The organism is Mesorhizobium sp. M7A.F.Ca.US.011.01.1.1 (assembly GCF_003998295.1).
Taxonomy (GTDB): domain Bacteria; phylum Pseudomonadota; class Alphaproteobacteria; order Rhizobiales; family Rhizobiaceae; genus Mesorhizobium.
Window position 1 is genome coordinate 68329 of record NZ_RZRT01000017.1, and the last position, 17169, is coordinate 85497.

Consider the following 17169-nt stretch of genomic DNA (forward strand, 5'->3'; position numbering starts at 1 on the left):
AAACGGTTCCGGGAACCTCCCAACCACAAGTTGGTTTGGAGGACAGGTACAGCTTCAAAGGTGGAGAATGCGCATGGCCCGTGCCCGATCCGTGTTGGTGGCCGCCAGGCGTCCGTTCCATAAAACGCCGATGGCAGTCGCAAATGCATGTTTCGTCGGCACATTGCTGACCGACGTTGCCTATTGGCGAAGCGCTGAAATGATGTGGGCCGATTTTTCCGCCTGGCTGCTGCTTGCCGGCCTGGTTGTGGGCGTGCTGGCGGTTCTTGCAGCACTGGTCGATTTGTTTACCGGCCGGCTTTCCGGTGAAGCCGGGCGTGTATGGCCATATCTCCTCGGCAGCCTCGTCGTGCTCGTCGTATCGCTCTTCAACGCACTGGTGCACAGCCGGGATGCCTGGACCTCGGTCGTGCCGACGGGGCTCATCCTGTCCGCCGTCGCCGTGATCGTTATTCTCTTGCTGGGGCTGCTGGGATGGAGTTCCGGCCGCACTCAAGTGGAGGTGGTCGAATGAATGTCTCCGCAAGACATGTCCGGCGTATCGCGAGCCTCGGTCTGCTGTGCGGATCGATTTTGGCGCTGCCCGCATGCAGCGGTAACGAACCGGATCCCACCGATCAGGTCGGAGCGAACCCGACGCTGCCTGAACCGATCCAGTATCTGGTGCCGCCGATGCATGTCGCGTCCGTCATCGGTTGGAAACAGGAGGAAAGGCCGACGGTCGCCAAGGGTTTGCAAATCCAGGCCTTCGCCAAGGGCCTGAAGCATCCGCGCTCGCTTTACACATTGCCGAATGGTGACGTTCTGGTGGTCGAGTCCGTGGCGCCGCCCGGTGCGGCGATCAAGCGGCCGAAAGACCTGGTCATGGGCTGGATCGAGTCCATGGCGACGTCAGGCGGCGGCACCGAAGGAAGCAACCGTATCACCCTGCTGCGCGATACCAACGGCGATGGTGTGCCCGATGTCCAGGAGGTCTTCCTCGATCATCTCAATTCGCCCTTTGGCGTGGCCCTGGTCGGCAACGATCTCTACGTCGCCAACACCGACGCCATCGTGCGTTACCCCTACATGTCGGGCGACACCAAGATCACCGCCCCGGGCACAGTGCTGACGCCGTTGCCCGGCGGGCCCATCGATCACCACTGGACAAAGTCTCTCGTGGCCAGCCCCGACGGGTCTCTGCTTTATGTCGGCATCGGATCCAACAGCAACATCACCGAGAACGGCATCCAGGCAGAAAAGGACCGGGCCGCGATATGGGAAGTCGACAGGGACACTGGCCGATATCGTATTTTCGCGAGCGGCCTGCGCAATCCCAACGGGCTGAGCTGGGAACCACAGAGCGGCGCGCTGTGGGCTGTGATCAACGAGCGCGACGAGCTCGGGCCTAACCTGGTTCCCGACTATATGACCTCGGTCAAGGACGGCGCGTTCTATGGTTGGCCGTACAGCTACTATGGTCAGCATGTCGACCCGCGCGTGATGCCGCAGCGGCCGGACCTGGTCGCCAAGGCGATCCCTCCCGACTATGCCTTGAGTTCCCATGTCGCACCGCTGGGCTTAGCGTTCTACACTGGAACCAACCTGCCGGACCCGTATCGCAATGGCGCGTTTGTTGGCGAGCATGGTAGCTGGAACCGCAAGACCTTCAACGGTTACAAGGTTGTGTTCGTGCCGTTCAAGGACGGTCATCCAGATGGCAAGCCGCAGGATGTCGTCACCGGTTTCCTCGACAAGGACAACAAGGCACACGGGCGGCCCGTCGGCGTTGCCGTCGACAAATCGGGCGCGTTGCTGATCGCCGACGATGTCGGAAACACGGTCTGGCGCGTAACTTCCGCGAGCCGGTAGGCACCTGCATAAACGCGGATCGCTTCACCTATCTCGGTGCAAATTCCAGCAGCTCCTTGACGAATTCTGCCGGTGCCTCGATGGGCAGGAATTCGCCGCAGTTGGCGATCACGCGACCTTGCAGGTCCTTTGCTCCAGACAGCCTCAAACCTTCGAGATAGTCGTCGATCGATCCGAAATCCGCGTCGCCGCGGATATAGAGGATCGGAACTTCGATGCGCGCCGGTACTGCATTGACCTTGGCGTCCTCCTTGAACGCGCGATACCAATCAAAGCCGGCCTTAAGTGCCTCCGGCCTCGAATAGGCCTCCGCAAAAGTCTCCCGCATTTCATTGGTCAACGCATAGGGACGGCCGGCGAGCAGATCGAAGAAGAAATCGAAGTAGGCGCGCTGGTGGCGTGTCACCAGCAACTCCGGCAGTTCGGGCACCGCATGGAACGCAAAATGCCAGATGTCCGGGTTTGCCACTATCTTCGTCCAGGGATGAAGGCCGGGGATAACCGTATTCATCGGCACCGCGCCAACGATGCGATCGCCATGATGGCGAGCAGCGGCGAAGGCAATCATGCCGCCCACATCAAAGCCTGCAACGACGATGGATTTGGCCCCAAGCGCCTCGGCGGCTGAAATCACGATATCGGCAAGAACCTTCTTTTCCGCCGACGGCGGCGTGCCACGCGATTCACCGATCTCCGGAAGATCGAAAGCCAGCGTAAAGTATCGTGCGCCGAGTTCATCGATCACACCATCATAGATTTTCCGGGAATGGGGCCAACCGTGCAGAAGGATCAAGGCCGGTCGGCCCGGATCGCCGGCCATGGATACCGCCAGCCGTATATTGCCTGCTTCGAGGGTCCGGACGAGCATCGTCTATCCATTCTCGGGAACTCAGGAGAAAACGATGAGCGAACGAATAGGTTGCTCGACCGGGTTCCGCCGGCATCGCTGCTCACCGCCGCCCGTTCTCCAGCAGTGGCCAGTGCTCAAAGAACCCAGCCTGCTCGCTCAGCCGGCTGGACCGTCACCCGGCGGGAGGAGGGGGCCACTCTCGCCACCGGCCTGTTGGTCCGCTTGGCGGAACAAGCATTTAATCCTGACGTTAAAATGCCGGGCGGTCCCGCAACGGGCGAATGGGCTGTCGCGAAGTCGTCGCGGCGATTTGCAATTAGGACAATGCAGGGAGATCCAGATGCCGCTTACGGCCTTCGCACTCAATTGCTCGCTCAAAGCTTCGAACGACAGGGAAAAATCCTCCACCGATCGGTTGCTCGCCGATGTCCTGGCGGCGCTGATGCAATACGAGGTGAAGGGCGAGATCGTGCGTGCGCTCAGCCACGATATCAAGCCCGGCGTGCTCTCCGACATGGGCGAGGGCGACGATTGGCCGAAACTCAGAAAGAAAATACTGGCGGCCGACATTTTCGTGCTCGGGCTCCCGATCTGGCTTGGCCAGCCCTCGAGTGTGGCCAAGCGCGTCCTGGAGCGGATGGATGCGTTTCTCGAGGAGACCGATGACAGAGGGCGCATGCCGGCAGCAGGAAAGGTGGCCTTGGTAGCCATCGTCGGCAATGAGGACGGTGCGCATCACTGCCACGCGGAATGCTTTCAGGCACTGAACGATGTTGGCTTCACCATCCCGGCCAATGGCGGGGTCTACTGGGTTGGCGAGGCCATGCAGGAGGTCAACTACGTCGACCTGCCGGCAACTCCGGAAAAAGTCTCGGGTGCGATCGAAATGGCAGCTTCAAACGCCGCCCATCTCGCTGGATTGCTGAAAGAGCGGGATTACTCGGGCGTCTCGGGGTGACCTTTGTTCGCCTAAACACTACCTTGGCAGCGTCGATGAGGTCTCAGTCGGGAACAGGAAGGCTTGTAGCGAGTTCATATTCTCATCAGCCGGCGACCGCCGCTCCGTCTATACGGCGCGAAGCCGCAAACAGGAGAGCAAGTCATGGGTCTCGGCACGATTCTTATCATTATTCTGGTCATTGCATTGCTTGGCGGTTTTAGTGGTCTTGGCGGCGGGCCTTTCTACGGCACCGGTTACTATGGCGGCGGCGGCCTCGGTCTGCTGCTGCTTGTAGTCATTATCTTAGTCGTGCTCGGGCGTATCTAGCCGAGTCCGCGATGCGGGTGGCAGAATGTATCACCTGCCGCTTGCGGTCCTTCTGGGTTGCTTTGAATCCATAGCAGTCCAGCAATGACGGTCCGCCCTCTAGAGGGCGGACCACTCGTTGGAGATGTTAGGTCAAAATCAGGACGATCTTGAACGTATCCGGATCAACGATGACGATCCGGCCGTCCGCAAGCACGAAATACTCGTAACTTTCGTAAGCGGGAACGATCTTGACGATACGAGCCGGCAAACGATGCAGCCTGACCTTCTGCCGTGGGACTTCGACGCCGACGGTGATGTCAAAATCGACATTGGACACAGGCTCGACCTTCGTCTCCCGGATGATCTGAGTGACCTGGGTTTTCTGCTCCACCGTCACGTTGTTGATTGAACCGGTCGACGTCGTATCCTGTGTCGAGGCCTTGCCCTGAGCCTGCTCGTCGGTCTGCATCTTGGTCTTGTCCTGAGCCTGCTGGTCGGTGGTGCCGGCCTTGCCCTGAGCCTGCTCGTCGGTCTGCATCTTGGTCTTGTCCTGAGCCTGCTGGTCGGTGGTGCCGGCCTTGCCCTGCGCCTGCTCATCGGTCTTCAGCTTGGTCTTGTCCTGCGCCTGTTGGTCGGTGGAGGTGCCAACCTTGCCCTGCGCCTGCTCGTCGGTCTTCAGTTTGGCCTTGCCCTGCGCCTGTTGGTCGGTGGAGGTGCCGGCCTTGCCCTGAGCCTGCTCGTCGGTCTTCAGCTTGGCTTTGCCCTGGGCCTGCTCGCCCATCTTGGAACCGCCCTGGCAGTCGGCCTGCCCGGAAGCGCAATTGGCGTCTGCGCCGGATTGGCTTTCGGGCTGTTGTGTCTGAGCCATTGCCGTTCCACAGCCGAGCCCGATCGCCAGCATGCTGGTAATGAGAACATGTTTCATGGGGAAATCTCCCTTGGTAAGGTTCGTCCCTTCAGTGCGTAGAACCAGAACCCAAAAAAAATGTTCCGAGATAGTTGAGTGAGGTCTAAAAAAACGACCTCACTCGGGACCATATGATCGGGCGGAAGCCGTCGTTAAAATGACCTTTTCAACCTTGCCGATTGCCCTAGCTCTCTCCTGAGAGGAGGCCGGATATGGCAATTTATAGTCTGAGGGTGGTCAGCTTCATTTTCGTGGCACTGGCTTTCGTTCCGGCCGCTGCGCATTTCTTCGCGATGTTCAACAAGATGAAGCTCGACGGGCCAAACTATCTGGCTGCGCAGCGCGCCTATGATGGATGGAGCCTGTTCGGAATCGTGGTGCTGGGAGCATTGCTCTCTACGGCCGCCCTGGCGATTCTGCTCTACCGAGCGAGTGCATCTTTCGGCTTGGTTGTCGTCGCCTTTCTCAGCATCGGCGCCACGCAATTTGCCTTCTGGACGCTGACCTACCCAATCAATCAGGCGACCCGGAACTGGACTGTCCTGCCTGAAAACTGGGAGCTGCTGCGGCGCCAATGGGAGTATTCACATGCCATCGCCGCCGGCCTCAATGCCTTGGCGTTACTTGTGCTTTTCCTATCGGCGCTTCGGGCAGCGGTGCGTTGAACGACCACGTCTTCACCAGCACGGCCGCCGAGCGGGCAGGAACCCCAATGAAGCGAATCATTGACCCGCCCGATGTTTCCAGCGTGGCCCGAAAATGAAGCGGTACTATTTCGATCTTCAAAACGGTGACGGCGCGGTACCCGACGATGACGGGCAGCTGTTCGAATCCCGGGAACAAGCCAGAGCGGAAGCAATTCGTATTTTGCAGGATGTTGCCCAAGACGAAATGCCCGACTGCGATTTCGTCAAGGTAACCGTCAAAGTACGCGATGAGATCGGTGCGCAGATGTTTGAGGCATCGCTTGTTCTGACCTCCGGATGGAGCGTGTGATGCCGCAGTGCTAGCGGCAATACCGCACCGGGATTTGCACGACGTTCTCCGATCCAGGCAGATCAAAGGCCATGGCCAGTTGACGTACGGAGGCCATCTCCACGATCAGTTCTTCGATCGAAAAATCCGGCAGGCCGGTCTTCACCCTCTGCCTCACCTTGGCCGCAAGTTCATGAACCCGCACCGGGACGAAAAGCGGGCTGTCGTCCAGCAGCTTGCTGATTTCGATGACCACATCGGCGTCGATGTCTTTCGGCAATTCCCGCATGGGCGTCACCTCCTCTCGAAGCAACAGCCCGTCATGTCGGTGCGACGGGCGATCAGGCGTTGAGCGCCGGGCAATGGGATCGGAGAGGGACGTGCTCGGCGCTGGCCGATAGCCAGATTCATAAAGCTGCGGGCATCGGTGTGTCACGAAAAAATATCGGTACGAAAATTACCAAGCGGCTCATCCCACGCAATCCACAAGCGCCTTCCCCGAAATCGCGACTCCGGCAGCGCTGTTCCCGACAGAGGAGGAACAAAAAATATGGGGAGGAACAAAAAATATGGCCCGGAATTGAGACTGACGAATTGGAGGATCTAGCCATGGACAGCAAGGAAGAAAAGATCAAACGGCGAGCCCATGAAATCTGGGAGCAAGAGGGCCGGCCGGCTGGCCGCGAGCAGCAGCACTGGGACCAGGCCGTGCAGGAGATCGAGGCTGAGGGTTCGGAGTCTGAACGTGGCCCGGTTTTGCCTGATCCGACAGTTGCAGCCGATTCCAATAGCTCGAAGCGTTGATCGTCAAATCCATGGCGTCTTGAGAGTACGATCAGGCAACCAAATTGGTGGAACCTCGTTTGCCGGACAGCAACCAGAGGAGGTTTCGATGAAGAGGTTCTTTTTACCCCTGGTCCTGGCGGCCGTCCTTGCGCTCGGCGCCTGCGACAACAATATCGAGCCGATGAAAGCCAACACCGGCACCATCAACAAGAACCCACAGGTTGACCCGGCCGCCAGACCAGAGTCCACGACTGGTGGTGATCAGCCAGCCACTGTGCCTCAGGGCAAATGAACTCGGTCTCACATTGCGACACACCTCTGCTGCGCGTCGCCTATCTCGATGGTGGACCGCGAGACGGCGCCCCGGTTATCCTGCTGCATGGCTGGCCCGACGACGCGACGACATACGCTCGCATTTCGCCGGCCCTTCATGAAGCTGGCTTTCGGACGTTTTCGCCTTGGCTGCGAGGCTTTGGGCCGACATCGTTCCTGTCAGAAGAAACCATGCGCTCGGGCGAGATTGCCGCGATGGCGCAGGATGTGCTGGATTTTGCCGATGCGCTTGGCCTCAGCCGCTTTGCGGTTGTCGGACACGATTGGGGCGCCCGGATATCCTATCTGCTCGCGTCGGTTTTCCCGGACCGCATCAAGTGCTGTGCTGCGCTGTCGCTCGGCTGGCAACCAGGCAAACCAGCAACGCCGGCGCCCGGACAAGCGAAAGCATTTTGGTATCAATGGTTCATGGCGACGGCCCGGGGCGCTGAGTTCGTACGAAACAATGGCAAGAAATTCGCTAGATACCAGTGGGATAGCTGGGGTCCATCAGGCTGGTTCGACGACGCTATTTTCGATGGTGTCGCGAGTTCGTTCGAAAATCCTGACTGGGCGGATGTGACGTTGCATTCCTATCGGGTCAGATGGGAAGAGGCCGAGCCCGATCCACGCTATGCCGAACTCGCCCGCCGGCAAGCAGCGGTCAAGATCATCACAGTGCCAATCCTGACGCTTCATGGTGGCGACGACCGCGTTGTGTTTGCCCAGTCCTCAGAGGGGCTCGAAGAGCATTTCACCGCGTTCTACAGGCGGGTGGTGCTGGATGGCATCGGACACTTCCCGACGCGTGAGGCTTCTGATCAGGTTTCGCGATTGTTGGCTGCGTTTCTCGATAGCCATGGCAAGCGCTGAAGTGGGGTCGTCATTCGACCTCATAGTACAGACCGGAACCTGACGCATCGCCGTGCATTTCGTCTCCATGCATGACGAACCGAAATGCGGTCTCGCAATCAATCGGCAGCCAGGGAGAATTTGAATGCAAGCTTCAGGCGCAATCTCGACACACCATGCTGGCCAACTGGCCATAGAACCGTTTGCCGGCACGGTGACGGTACGATTTTCCGACGCCATAGTCGCTGCCACGGAACGGGCGAAAGTGCTTCAGGAAGAAGGACATGAGCCCGTGTTCTACATCCCTTTCGAAGACATCTATTTCGACCTTTTCGAAAAGACGAACACCACCAGCCGCTCCCCTTTGAAAGGCACCGCGAGCTACTGGCGCGTCCATGCGGTGGGCAGCTCGGCTGACGATTTCATGTGGGCATACGAGACGCCTGAAACCGCGGCGCGGCCCATTGCACGTCATGGTGCATTCGATCCGGAAAAGGCGCGCATCGATGCCGAGCCCACGGAGGACAGACGGCACACGCCCCACGTCCCGGAGTAGATTGCCCGTTCGCGGCGGGGCGATCTGAATCAAGGCTGGTGCTGACGGCGCGGAAACTCGTCATCAAGGATGCATAGTGCCTCCTCATATTTGACAGTCGATGCCCCGACCTGTCGTGCCTGCCAGATATTGTCCGCCAGGTCCGCGCGCTTCACCGGCAGCGCCAATGGATTCGATGCCGCTCGTCGCACAAACGCGAAGTAATCCTCACCGGACCTGCGCGACATGGCGTCGACGGCCGAAGCGATCGTCGGGCCAAAACCGGCCTCTTCCAACCTGGTCCGGTCCCAGCCTTCGCCCTTTTCCAGGACGTCATGGAGATAGGCGACGACCTTCTGGTCCTTGGTTTCGACCGCGTCAACGATACGGCGGCAGTGCTCGATATACGGTCGCCCGGTCTTGTCGCGCTGTGCTGCGTGGACCTCTTCGGCAATCTTGGCCGCCCGGTAAAACATGCTCATCTGGCTTGTCCTTCAGACATGGTTTCACCATCGCTCCTCGGTATCGTGGTGCGGCAGGTCTATTCCGCAGCAAACCCAGCCCAGTCGCTGCCTCGATCCATAGTTGTAGCGCGGTTCCAGGCGAGCCGGATCGTCGAACGTTCCGATATGCAGCGCGATCTCTCCGGGCGATGCGTCATAGGCAAGGCTGAGGGGCGATCCGCAGGCGGAGCAGAACCCCCTGCAGGCAATCGGCGAAGACCTGCGATAGGTCGGCGTCGCATTGGTCCAGGTCACGCTTTGGCAAGGCACCCAGGCCAGAACCGCGAACGCACTGCCGGTCGCTCGCCGGCACATATCACAATGGCAGTAATGCACTCTCGGTTCGCTTCCAACGCGGAAGCGGATCGTGCCGCAGAGACATCCTCCGCTCAGTTCCATTTTGGCGCCCCGGCTGACTTGCCGCTCCAACGCCTCTCGCGCGGTCTCATGCGAGCACCTCCATTCATCTCAGCGGAAACGCCAGCCATTTACGTCGGTTCCTGTGGCTATCTCAGGAACCAGTGCTTGCGCGCGGCGTTGCGTGTCTTTGCCGACAACGGGAGGAACCAGGGAAAATGCATCGCCGGTTGGAGAAGCGCTGATGTCGATGCCGGGGCTGGCATACGGTCCTCTCGGCGATCGATGCATGCATATCTGCGTGGATATGCAGCGGCTGTTTGCAGAGCCGTCCGAATGGGCAACACCCTGGATCACCCGGGTTCTCCCGCAGATCGAGAGGCTGGTCGAAAGACGCGCGCCACAGACGGTCTTTACACGCTTCCTGCCCGCCGGGAAGCCGGGGCAGGGCGTCGGCACATGGAAGCGCTATTATGAGCGCTGGGCTTCCCTGACGATCGAGACGATCGGGCCCGAAATGACCGAACTGTTGCCGTCTTTAGCCGGCTACTGCCCGCCAGCGGCGATCGTCGACAAGCACATCTACTCGCCCTGGTTCGAAGGGCGTCTCAGAGCGCTCCTGGTGGAGCGCGGCATCGATACGCTGGTCATCACCGGCGGCGAAACGGATGTTTGCGTTCTGGCCACGGTGCTCGGGGCCATCGATTTCGGCTATCGCGTGGTTCTCGTCACGGACGCGCTGTGCAGTTCTTCCGACGCAACCCATGACGCACTGCTGACCGTTTACCACCAACGTTTCGCGCAGCAGGTCGAGACGGTTGAGATGGAAACGGTTCTCTCGAACTGGACTTGACGTCCGCTAACCCGGCCCGGGTGGGAGTGTCCATGCTTCCTTGCGCGGTTGGGCTACCTATCTGTTAAGAGAATGACCGACACCAGAACAGGTAGCAGGACGTGACGCAACGATCGGGAAGTGCTGATCTTCCACTCCATGGCGGGCGCGTGCCAAAATGGCTCGGCGACCGCATGACGCGTCTTGGCGCTGTGATGTGCGAGGCGATCATTCATCACTATGGTCGAGACGAGCTGCTGCGGCGGCTGGCGCATCCATTCTGGTTCCAGTCCTTTGGTGCTGTCATGGGCATGGATTGGCACTCGTCAGGAATCACGACCAGCGTCGTGGGCGCTTTGAAGCGTGGCCTCACGCCGCTTTCCGGCGAGCTCGGCATTCATGTCTGCGGTGGTCGCGGCGCGCATTCGCGCAAAACCCCGCATGAGCTGGAAGCCATCGGCCAACGCGTTGGCTTCGACGGAGCCGGCCTGGCCACCGTCAGCCGGCTTGTCGCCAAGGTCGACAGCGCCGCCGTCCAGGACGGTTTCGATCTTTACCTGCATGGTTTCATCGTCACCGATGACGGTCGCTGGGTCGTGGTGCAGCAAGGCATGAACGGTGACAGCAAGGTGGCGCGCCGCTACCATTGGCTTTCCGAAGGCCTGAAGAGTTTTGTCGACCAGCCGCATGCCGCCATCGAGGGCGCCCATCAAGGTGAGATCGTCAACCTGACCGACCGGCGTGCCGAGGCGTCCCGCCAAGGGCAACTTGACCTTTTGCAGGATCTCGGACCGGATCGCATCCTGGGCGAGCTGGCGGCATTGGAGCGTGGCGCGGAGCCGACGCGCCGGCAGGAGCCGGAACAACCGCTGCTGCCGCATTTGGTCATGCCGGCCCACCATGACGTTCGCGAAAGCGATGTCGTCATGCATCGCCTACACGGCAATATCGCAGCCGCCGCGGACCGCGGTCCCACCGATTTCGCCGAGCTCCTTCTGGTCCCCGGCGTCGGCGCACGCACAGTGCGCGCGCTGGCCCTCGTTGCCGAGGTGGTACATGGCGCTCCTTGCCGTTTTTCCGATCCCGGCCGCTTCTCGCTGGCGCATGGCGGCAAGGACAGGCATCCATTTCCGGTACCGCTGAAGGTCTATGACGAGACGATCGGGGTTCTGAAGTCGGCCGTGCAGAAGGCAAAGCTCGGTCGCGATGAAGAAATCGGCGCCTTGAGGCGGCTCGACGATCAGTCGCGGCAAGTCGAGCGATACGTGACCGGCCCCAGCCTGAAGGAAATTGTCGCGGGAGAATTCGACCAATCGCATCTGCTTGGCGGGCGCAGCGTGTTCGGGTGGGAAGCTGCGCCGGACACAGCACCTGCTGAACGGAGCAAGAAAGCGTGAGAACGAGACAGAGGGCTGTAGATCAGTCGGCCAGATCGATCAGCGCGACACCGAGGTCCGGACGCTTGCTGCGGCGCAGATGACCGGGCGCTTCCACCAGGGTGATTTCGAGCGTTGGTCGAACGATGCCGTCAAGCAGATGTCCACCTCGGGTGGTGCCGTCGCTCAATCCAAGCACCGCATGGACATGCAGGCTGGGCTTGTCATCATCACCCAGTGCAACATCGCCGATCGCGCTCAGAACCTCGCACTGTTCGTCGATAGGGATTTTGCGGTAGGTCTTCGCGGTCGGATCAAACCAGCCCACGGTGGCTTTTTCGAAAGCCCCTATGGCGGTCAAGGACGCACTGCCGATCTCCTGGTCGACCGCGAAGGCGGTCAGTGCCGCGAACGCTTCTTCGCCTGGGTCGAGCACCACGACGAATGTCCGTTGTCCGCCGATCTCATTGACGAGCTGAGATTTCATCCCTGTGCTTCCATTGTTCGGCCCAAGGCCGTCGCCAAGATCAATGGGCGCGGTGTTCCGCATTGCGCTTGCGGGTCGCTGCAGCTTTCTTTGCCGATTCGGATCGGCTTGCGGCAGACCGTGATGCCGATGCCTTGCCGCCGCTTTTGCCGCCTTTGTGCGCCGCGGGATGGCCCGTTTGTTTGCCGCGGCCGGAACCGCCTTCCTTCTTGCCACCGCCATCGTCCTTGTTGACGGTAGCCCATGCACGCCGCTCTGCTTCCTTGTCCGAAACCCCGCGCTTCTCGTAGCCTTCGGCAATGTGGTCGGCTTTACGCTCCTGCTTGTCAGTGTATTTCGATTTGTCGCCTCGTGGCATGGCCTGCTCCTATTGAATAAGGGCTGAACGCCGATTTGACGCGCTGGTTCCAACAGAAGTTCGCGTAGCCAATGCCATCGCGCGGCATGGCCAAACACCGTCGCGCGGCGCAAGCTAACGCTTTTCGGGCCGGGGAGAGCGCAGCAGCAGGCAAGGGGAATTGGTTCAGCCGATTGCCAACCTCACTACGAGGGCCAGGATCACGACACCGACCAAGCCTGCTATGAAGATGACCCGACGGGTGCGCGTTCGCAGGATGATCTCGCCTTGTCTCGCCTGCTCCGCAGAGAATACAGGTCCATTGTCGCCGTCCTTGCTATGCCGACCATCGCTCATGATCGCCTCCTTCCGGCTCTTGGCACACAACCATCGCTTGACCGGGGAGGTTCCGATTGCATCGATCCGGCCAGCGGAAAAAGGATCACAGGCTCGTGAGGAGGGAACTTTGCCCTCCGCGAGTGGTTTGGGCCGCTTAAGACCCAGCCAGCCCGGAGCCAGCCATGTCCGATGCCAAAATTTCCAGCGGCTTGAGCAGACGCATGTTCATGACGGCCTCTGTTTCGGCGGCGGCGGTGATGCCGCTTGTGAATTCGCCAACGAGAGCTGCCCAGCCCGCGTCCGCAAAACCGACCGAACCGCGCGATTTGTCGGCGGTTTCGATGCGTATCAACAAGCAGACCTACAACCTCGCGCTCGACAATCGAACCAGCCTGCTTGACGCGCTGCGCGACCATGTCGGCCTGACCGGCACCAAGAAAGGTTGCGATCACGGTCAGTGTGGTGCCTGCACGGTGCTGATCGACGGAAAGCGGGTACTGTCCTGCTTGAGCTTTGCCGTCATGAACCAGGGCCGGGAGATCACAACGGTGGAAGGCCTGGCTTCGGCGGACGGGGAACTGCATCCGGTCCAGCAGGCCTTCGTCGACCACGATGCCTTTCAATGCGGCTATTGCACACCGGGTCAGATCATGTCCGCCATCGGTTGCATCAACGAAGGCCATGCTGGGTCGGAAGATGATATTCGCGAATATATGAGCGGCAATCTATGTCGCTGCGCGGCCTATCCCAACATCGTTGCGGCGATCGTTCAGGCACGCGACGAGATCAGGAGGGCTTAGGATGCGCCCCTTCGTATATGAAAGACCAACCAGCGTCTCCACGGCAATCGCCATGGCGTCCCGTCCCGATGCCGTGCATGTTCCGCCAACCGGCGCCGACACGCAGTTCATCGCCGGTGGCACCAATCTGGCCGACTACATGAAGCTCGGTGTCGCGCGGCCGGAGCGACTGCTCGACCTCAACACTCTTGCCGAGCCGGCCTTGCGGCAGATCAGGATAGACGATGATAAGATTCGGTTTGGTGCGCTGGTCCGTATGGGTGAAGCAGCCGACAACAAAGATGTCAGGCGCCGTTGCCCGGTCCTTGCCGACAGCCTGAAATTCGCCGCCAGCGGTCAGCTTCGCAACATGGCGAGCCTGGGCGGCAATGTGCTGCAACGTACGCGCTGCGAGTATTTTCGAGAGATATCTTGGCCGTGCAACAAGCGCGAACCGGGCTCCGGCTGCGCTGCGATGGAAGGGTCCAATCGCCAGCATGCCGTGCTGGGTACGAGCGATGCCTGCATTGCCACGTATCACGGCGATTTCGCGCAGGCGCTGGTTGCGCTGGACGCCACCGTCGATGTCGAAGGCCCGCGGGGAAGGCGCACGCTTGCTTTTGCCAAGCTGCATAAACGGCCGGGCGAAACGCCCGACATCGAGACGGATCTGGCCGCCGACGAGCTCATTACCGCCATCGAAGTGCCGCTCGCACAGTGGAGCAGCCGGTCGCGCTATCTGAAGATACGCGATCGCGAATCCTACGCGTTTGCGCTGGCGTCCGCGGCTGTCGCGCTCGACATGGATGGCGAGACGGTAAGGAGTGCGCGCATTGCGCTTGGCGGAGTGGCGACGGTGCCGTGGCGTGCGCGCGAAGCAGAGGACGCGCTACAGGGCAAAGTGCTTGACGAAGCCACGGCGCAGGAGGCCGCCGAGGCTGCTTTCGCCGATGCCAGACCCCGCGAGCATAACGCATTCAAGATACCGCTCGGCAAGCGCACGCTGGTGCGGGCGCTGCTCGAAACCCGGGATATGAAGGGCTGAGCCATGAACCAAGCTGCACCCGCTCCAAGGGAAAACCAGGGCGATCCCGTTGTTCGCATTGACGCCCGGCTAAAAGTTACCGGACAGGCCGGCTATCCCGCCGACATCGTTACGGCCAACGTCGCCTACGGTGCCCTTGCCACCAGCAGCATTGCCCGGGGCAAGGTTTCCGAACTTCACACGAAAGACGCCAAGGCCGTACCCGGTGTGCTGGACATCGTCACCTATGGCGATCTGGACAGGACCGACATGCCGAAATTCGGCAACACCGGTGCAAGTTCGATTGGGCCCTTGCACGACAAGACGGTTTTTCACGATGGTCAGATCATCGCTCTGGTGGTCGCTGAAACCTTCGAGGCGGCGGAGGAGGCAGCGATGTTGGTCCGCGCCGACTATGAGGACGAACGGCCCAGCGCCAGCTTTGATTCCAAGGGCGTGAAGATGGAACCGGCTGCCGGCAAAAGCCCGATGTTCAAGGAGGATGCGAAGGCCGGTGACTTCGACGCCGCTTGGGCGGATGCGACGGTGAAGATCGACGAAAAATATTCGACGCCGACCCAGCATCATAATCCGATCGAGCTGTTTTCGACCACCGCCATATGGCAGGGCGACCAGTTGACGATACACGAACCCAGTCAAAACGTTACGGGCTGGAAGGTGGAACTGGCACGCCAACTGAAGCTCGATCCGGCCAATGTGCGGATCGTCAGTCCCTATATCGGCGGCGCCTTCGGCTCCAAGGGGCCGATGACGGCACGCACTGCTATCGTTGCCGTCGCGGCGCGGCGCATCGGCCGGCCGGTTCGCTGCGTCGTCAATCGCATGCAAGCCTTCGGTACGCAGACCTATCGCGCCGAAACGCGGCATCGGATCCGCATGGGCGCCGGCAAGGACGGCCGCATCACGGCGTTCGGACATGAGGCCTGGGAGGTGACGTCACGCCCTGACCCTTATGTCGTCGGCGGCACGTCCGCCACCGCGCGCATGTACGATTACGGCTCCGTTCTGACGCATGTTTCGCTGGTTCATGCCGACCGCAACACGCCTGGCTACATGCGATCGCCGCCGGAGACGCCTTATGTCTACGCGCTGGAAAACGCCATGGACGAAATGGCCGTGGCCCTCGGCATGGATCCTGTCGAGTTTCGTCGCATCAATGAACCGGAGAAGGAGCCGATCGGAGGCAAGCCATTTTCCAGCCGCTCACTCATCAAGTGCTACGACCAGGCGTCCGAGGCCTTTGGCTGGTCGAAGCGCGATCCCAGGGTCGGCTCGATGCGCGACGGCGATTGGCTGGTCGGAATGGGCTGTGCGACGGCAATCTATCCGACTGCCGCCGCACCTTGCGCGGCCCGGGTTCGTCTCACCGCCGATGGCGAGGTTCGGGTCCAGTGCGGCTCCCATGAAATCGGCACCGGCGTTCGCACCATCGCCGGCCAAATGGCGGCCGAAAGGCTGGGGGTCGGCATGGACAAGATCAGCGTGGAGATGGGCGACAGTGCCTTGCCGCCGGCTCCCGTGTCGGGCGGATCGATCTCGACCGCCAGCGTCTGCTCCGCGGTCATGAAAGCCTGCGACGCGATACGCGAAAAACTGTTTGCCGCCGCTGCGGGCAAGGGGGCTCCGCTGGCAGGTTCGGCCAATGCGAAGCTGGATTTGAAGGACGAAGAGGTCGTCACCGAGACCGGCAAGTCCGCCAAGCTGGCCGATGTCTTCAAGGCCATGCAAGTCGGCGCCATCGAAGAATATGCCGAGTTTGCGCCGAAGGGTTCTTCGCCTGAAGCCCTGAGGAAACTCTATGCCGGACAATCGGAGTTTCATGGTGGAGAGAACGACGAAGATTCGGTCAAATATGCGTTTGGCGCCGAGTTCGTCGAAGTGCGCATCAACAGCTATACACGCGAAATCCGGGTGCCGCGCATGGTCGGAGCCTTCGCTGCCGGGCGCATCATGAACACGCGCACCGCGCGCAGCCAGCTGATGGGTGGCATGATCTGGGGCATTGGCCAAGCGTTGCACGAGGCCACCGAAATCGATCAGCGACACGCGCGCTACGTGAATCGCGACCTGCAGGACTATCTCGTGCCGGTCAACGCCGACATCAAACAGGTCGACGTTATCCTGGTCCCCGAAATCGACCACCAGGTCAATCCTGCCGGCGTCAAGGGCTTGGGCGAACTCGGCAATGTCGGAACGGCTGCTGCCGTGGCGAGTGCCGTCTATCATGCCACCGGCAAGCGCATTCGCGATCTGCCGATCAGAATAGATGATTTGATAGGCTGACGATCAAGAGCTCTGGACGGAGCATGGAACTCGTAACCCATAGGAAATTCAAAAACGGCAGGTTGATGCCGTGGGGAAAAGGCACGGTCGTCACCGGAGCAAAGGGATTTGTCTACCTCTGCGGCAATACGGCAACCGCCGAAAATTACGATCCTGCCGGAAAGAGAGGAGGGGACTTCCCTGGCGATGCGGCGGCACAGTGGCGCGCAATTTTGGCGAACATCAAATCAGATCTGGAAGAACTCGGCAGCGCGCTCGACTATCTCATCCGGCTGACCTTCTTCATCAAGGGGCCATTTCCCGATGGCGGCGTTCTAAGTTCACCCAATTTTCGTCTCGACGTACTGGACGAGTTCTTTGCCGAGCATTGCCCGAAGCACTGCAGCTATAACAACCCACCGCCCTCCGAGGTGATCGGGATTGTAGCGCTTGCGCAAGCCGACATCGTCGTTGAAATTGTCGCGGTGGCGGCGTTGCCTGACTGAAAAAGTTTTCGCGTGCAGCGATAGCTTAG

General features: G+C 60.5%; 24 protein-coding genes. 16 read left to right on the forward strand and 8 right to left on the reverse strand.

The window, feature by feature from the left end; translation table 11 throughout:
* Positions 1-67: 67 nt before the first annotated feature.
* Positions 68-514 carry a DUF2231 domain-containing protein gene (locus EOA13_RS17805; RefSeq protein WP_245490412.1) on the forward strand — a complete coding sequence of 149 codons (447 nt, stop codon included), beginning with the start codon at positions 68-70 and terminating at the stop codon, positions 512-514.
* Entirely contained in the window at positions 511-1851 is a 1341-nt protein-coding gene (locus tag EOA13_RS17810) for a sorbosone dehydrogenase family protein (RefSeq protein WP_127294515.1), read from the forward strand. Before EOA13_RS17805 ends, EOA13_RS17810 begins: the two co-directional genes overlap by 4 nt.
* 28 nt (positions 1852-1879) lie before the next feature.
* Here EOA13_RS17810 and EOA13_RS17815 read toward each other — a convergent pair whose 3' ends face one another.
* Positions 1880-2671 (reverse strand): alpha/beta hydrolase, encoded by a 792-nt coding sequence (locus EOA13_RS17815; RefSeq protein ID WP_245490413.1) that lies wholly within the window; start codon positions 2669-2671, stop codon positions 1880-1882.
* A 370-nt stretch (positions 2672-3041) separates the two neighbouring features.
* On the opposite strand from EOA13_RS17815, the gene EOA13_RS17820 reads away from it, so the two are divergent.
* Together EOA13_RS17820 and EOA13_RS17825 are read left to right on the forward strand one after the other, a co-directional pair.
* Positions 3042-3659, forward strand: a complete 618-nt coding sequence (locus tag EOA13_RS17820; RefSeq protein ID WP_127294519.1) for an NAD(P)H-dependent oxidoreductase — start codon at positions 3042-3044, stop codon at positions 3657-3659.
* 144 nt (positions 3660-3803) lie between these two features.
* Positions 3804-3968, forward strand: coding sequence for a DUF3309 family protein (locus EOA13_RS17825; RefSeq protein WP_127294521.1), 165 nt, complete (start codon positions 3804-3806; stop codon positions 3966-3968).
* Between the two features lie 127 nt (positions 3969-4095).
* Here EOA13_RS17825 and EOA13_RS17830 read toward each other — a convergent pair whose 3' ends face one another.
* The gene (locus EOA13_RS17830) at positions 4096-4875 is read right to left on the reverse strand and encodes a DUF1236 domain-containing protein (RefSeq protein WP_127294523.1); all 780 of its coding nucleotides are present in this window, start codon (positions 4873-4875) and stop codon (positions 4096-4098) included.
* Between the two features lie 233 nt (positions 4876-5108).
* On the opposite strand from EOA13_RS17830, the gene EOA13_RS17835 reads away from it, so the two are divergent.
* Positions 5109-5522 carry a hypothetical protein gene (locus EOA13_RS17835; protein WP_245490414.1) on the forward strand — a complete coding sequence of 138 codons (414 nt, stop codon included), beginning with the start codon at positions 5109-5111 and terminating at the stop codon, positions 5520-5522.
* Positions 5523-5616: 94 nt separating this feature from the next.
* Positions 5617-5853 carry a hypothetical protein gene (locus EOA13_RS17840; RefSeq protein WP_023811979.1) on the forward strand — a complete coding sequence of 79 codons (237 nt, stop codon included), beginning with the start codon at positions 5617-5619 and terminating at the stop codon, positions 5851-5853.
* Positions 5854-5863: 10 nt separating this feature from the next.
* Here the strand turns inward: EOA13_RS17840 and EOA13_RS17845 are convergent, their stop codons facing one another.
* Positions 5864-6121: a hypothetical protein gene (locus EOA13_RS17845; protein WP_127294527.1), complete on the reverse strand. Its 258-nt coding sequence runs from the start codon at positions 6119-6121 to the stop codon at positions 5864-5866.
* 320 nt (positions 6122-6441) lie between these two features.
* On the opposite strand from EOA13_RS17845, the gene EOA13_RS17850 reads away from it, so the two are divergent.
* From EOA13_RS17850 to EOA13_RS17865, 4 genes are all read left to right on the forward strand, one after another.
* The gene (locus EOA13_RS17850; RefSeq protein ID WP_127294529.1) at positions 6442-6636 is read left to right on the forward strand and encodes a DUF2934 domain-containing protein; all 195 of its coding nucleotides are present in this window, start codon (positions 6442-6444) and stop codon (positions 6634-6636) included.
* 88 nt (positions 6637-6724) lie between these two features.
* The gene (locus tag EOA13_RS17855) at positions 6725-6910 is read left to right on the forward strand and encodes a hypothetical protein (RefSeq protein ID WP_127294531.1); all 186 of its coding nucleotides are present in this window, start codon (positions 6725-6727) and stop codon (positions 6908-6910) included.
* Positions 6907-7803: an alpha/beta hydrolase gene (locus tag EOA13_RS17860; protein WP_127294533.1), complete on the forward strand. Its 897-nt coding sequence runs from the start codon at positions 6907-6909 to the stop codon at positions 7801-7803. The genes EOA13_RS17855 and EOA13_RS17860 overlap by 4 nt, the downstream gene beginning before the upstream one ends.
* A 124-nt stretch (positions 7804-7927) precedes the next feature.
* Complete coding sequence (locus EOA13_RS17865) at positions 7928-8338, forward strand: DUF427 domain-containing protein (protein WP_127294535.1); 411 nt, start codon at positions 7928-7930, stop codon at positions 8336-8338.
* A gap of 29 nt (positions 8339-8367) precedes the next feature.
* Here EOA13_RS17865 and EOA13_RS17870 read toward each other — a convergent pair whose 3' ends face one another.
* The gene (locus EOA13_RS17870; protein WP_127294537.1) at positions 8368-8799 is read right to left on the reverse strand and encodes an HD domain-containing protein; all 432 of its coding nucleotides are present in this window, start codon (positions 8797-8799) and stop codon (positions 8368-8370) included.
* Positions 8800-8823: 24 nt separating this feature from the next.
* Complete coding sequence (locus tag EOA13_RS17875; protein ID WP_127294594.1) at positions 8824-9219, reverse strand: GFA family protein; 396 nt, start codon at positions 9217-9219, stop codon at positions 8824-8826.
* Between the two features lie 202 nt (positions 9220-9421).
* Here EOA13_RS17875 and EOA13_RS17880 point away from each other — a divergent pair, with 202 nt between their 5' ends.
* Positions 9422-10030: a cysteine hydrolase gene (locus tag EOA13_RS17880; protein ID WP_127294539.1), complete on the forward strand. Its 609-nt coding sequence runs from the start codon at positions 9422-9424 to the stop codon at positions 10028-10030.
* Between the two features lie 101 nt (positions 10031-10131).
* Positions 10132-11406, forward strand: coding sequence for a DUF763 domain-containing protein (locus tag EOA13_RS17885; RefSeq protein ID WP_127294541.1), 1275 nt, complete (start codon positions 10132-10134; stop codon positions 11404-11406).
* 22 nt (positions 11407-11428) lie between these two features.
* Here EOA13_RS17885 and EOA13_RS17890 read toward each other — a convergent pair whose 3' ends face one another.
* From EOA13_RS17890 to EOA13_RS17900, 3 genes are all read right to left on the reverse strand, one after another.
* Positions 11429-11872, reverse strand: coding sequence for a PPC domain-containing DNA-binding protein (locus EOA13_RS17890; RefSeq protein ID WP_127294596.1), 444 nt, complete (start codon positions 11870-11872; stop codon positions 11429-11431).
* Between the two features lie 40 nt (positions 11873-11912).
* Positions 11913-12230, reverse strand: coding sequence for a plasmid stabilization protein (locus EOA13_RS17895; protein ID WP_127294543.1), 318 nt, complete (start codon positions 12228-12230; stop codon positions 11913-11915).
* A 165-nt stretch (positions 12231-12395) separates the two neighbouring features.
* A complete protein-coding gene (locus EOA13_RS17900) occupies positions 12396-12566 on the reverse strand; it encodes a hypothetical protein (RefSeq protein ID WP_127294545.1) in 171 nt (56 codons plus the stop codon).
* A gap of 164 nt (positions 12567-12730) precedes the next feature.
* On the opposite strand from EOA13_RS17900, the gene EOA13_RS17905 reads away from it, so the two are divergent.
* The 4 genes from EOA13_RS17905 to EOA13_RS17920 are packed head-to-tail and all read left to right on the forward strand — an operon-like array spanning position 12731 to position 17140.
* The gene (locus tag EOA13_RS17905) at positions 12731-13348 is read left to right on the forward strand and encodes a (2Fe-2S)-binding protein (protein WP_127294547.1); all 618 of its coding nucleotides are present in this window, start codon (positions 12731-12733) and stop codon (positions 13346-13348) included.
* A gap of 1 nt (position 13349) precedes the next feature.
* Complete coding sequence (locus EOA13_RS17910; protein ID WP_127294549.1) at positions 13350-14372, forward strand: xanthine dehydrogenase family protein subunit M; 1023 nt, start codon at positions 13350-13352, stop codon at positions 14370-14372.
* Positions 14373-14375: 3 nt separating this feature from the next.
* Entirely contained in the window at positions 14376-16655 is a 2280-nt protein-coding gene (locus EOA13_RS17915; RefSeq protein WP_127294551.1) for a xanthine dehydrogenase family protein molybdopterin-binding subunit, read from the forward strand.
* 23 nt (positions 16656-16678) lie between these two features.
* Positions 16679-17140: a RidA family protein gene (locus EOA13_RS17920; RefSeq protein ID WP_127294553.1), complete on the forward strand. Its 462-nt coding sequence runs from the start codon at positions 16679-16681 to the stop codon at positions 17138-17140.
* The last annotated feature ends 29 nt before the right edge of the window (positions 17141-17169 follow it).

Excerpts from the sequence above, each read along its gene's own strand:
- EOA13_RS17810 (WP_127294515.1), top strand. The coding sequence starts at position 511 with ATGAATGTCTCCGCAAGACATGTCCGGCGTATCGCGAGCCTCGGTCTG.
- EOA13_RS17880 (WP_127294539.1), top strand. The coding sequence starts at position 9,422 with ATGTCGATGCCGGGGCTGGCATACGGTCCTCTCGGCGATCGATGCATG.
- EOA13_RS17805 (WP_245490412.1), top strand. The coding sequence starts at position 68 with ATGCGCATGGCCCGTGCCCGATCCGTGTTGGTGGCCGCCAGGCGTCCG.
- EOA13_RS17915 (WP_127294551.1), top strand. The coding sequence starts at position 14,376 with ATGAACCAAGCTGCACCCGCTCCAAGGGAAAACCAGGGCGATCCCGTT.
- EOA13_RS17845 (WP_127294527.1), bottom strand. The coding sequence starts at position 6,121 with ATGCGGGAATTGCCGAAAGACATCGACGCCGATGTGGTCATCGAAATC.
- EOA13_RS17890 (WP_127294596.1), bottom strand. The coding sequence starts at position 11,872 with ATGAAATCTCAGCTCGTCAATGAGATCGGCGGACAACGGACATTCGTC.
- EOA13_RS17840 (WP_023811979.1), top strand. The coding sequence starts at position 5,617 with ATGAAGCGGTACTATTTCGATCTTCAAAACGGTGACGGCGCGGTACCC.
- EOA13_RS17895 (WP_127294543.1), bottom strand. The coding sequence starts at position 12,230 with ATGCCACGAGGCGACAAATCGAAATACACTGACAAGCAGGAGCGTAAA.
- EOA13_RS17815 (WP_245490413.1), bottom strand. The coding sequence starts at position 2,671 with ATGGCCGGCGATCCGGGCCGACCGGCCTTGATCCTTCTGCACGGTTGG.
- EOA13_RS17825 (WP_127294521.1), top strand. The coding sequence starts at position 3,804 with ATGGGTCTCGGCACGATTCTTATCATTATTCTGGTCATTGCATTGCTT.
- EOA13_RS17920 (WP_127294553.1), top strand. The coding sequence starts at position 16,679 with ATGGAACTCGTAACCCATAGGAAATTCAAAAACGGCAGGTTGATGCCG.
- EOA13_RS17870 (WP_127294537.1), bottom strand. The coding sequence starts at position 8,799 with ATGAGCATGTTTTACCGGGCGGCCAAGATTGCCGAAGAGGTCCACGCA.
- EOA13_RS17860 (WP_127294533.1), top strand. The coding sequence starts at position 6,907 with ATGAACTCGGTCTCACATTGCGACACACCTCTGCTGCGCGTCGCCTAT.
- EOA13_RS17820 (WP_127294519.1), top strand. The coding sequence starts at position 3,042 with ATGCCGCTTACGGCCTTCGCACTCAATTGCTCGCTCAAAGCTTCGAAC.
- EOA13_RS17910 (WP_127294549.1), top strand. The coding sequence starts at position 13,350 with ATGCGCCCCTTCGTATATGAAAGACCAACCAGCGTCTCCACGGCAATC.
- EOA13_RS17875 (WP_127294594.1), bottom strand. The coding sequence starts at position 9,219 with ATGGAACTGAGCGGAGGATGTCTCTGCGGCACGATCCGCTTCCGCGTT.
- EOA13_RS17830 (WP_127294523.1), bottom strand. The coding sequence starts at position 4,875 with ATGAAACATGTTCTCATTACCAGCATGCTGGCGATCGGGCTCGGCTGT.
- EOA13_RS17865 (WP_127294535.1), top strand. The coding sequence starts at position 7,928 with ATGCAAGCTTCAGGCGCAATCTCGACACACCATGCTGGCCAACTGGCC.
- EOA13_RS17900 (WP_127294545.1), bottom strand. The coding sequence starts at position 12,566 with ATGAGCGATGGTCGGCATAGCAAGGACGGCGACAATGGACCTGTATTC.
- EOA13_RS17850 (WP_127294529.1), top strand. The coding sequence starts at position 6,442 with ATGGACAGCAAGGAAGAAAAGATCAAACGGCGAGCCCATGAAATCTGG.
- EOA13_RS17905 (WP_127294547.1), top strand. The coding sequence starts at position 12,731 with ATGTCCGATGCCAAAATTTCCAGCGGCTTGAGCAGACGCATGTTCATG.
- EOA13_RS17855 (WP_127294531.1), top strand. The coding sequence starts at position 6,725 with ATGAAGAGGTTCTTTTTACCCCTGGTCCTGGCGGCCGTCCTTGCGCTC.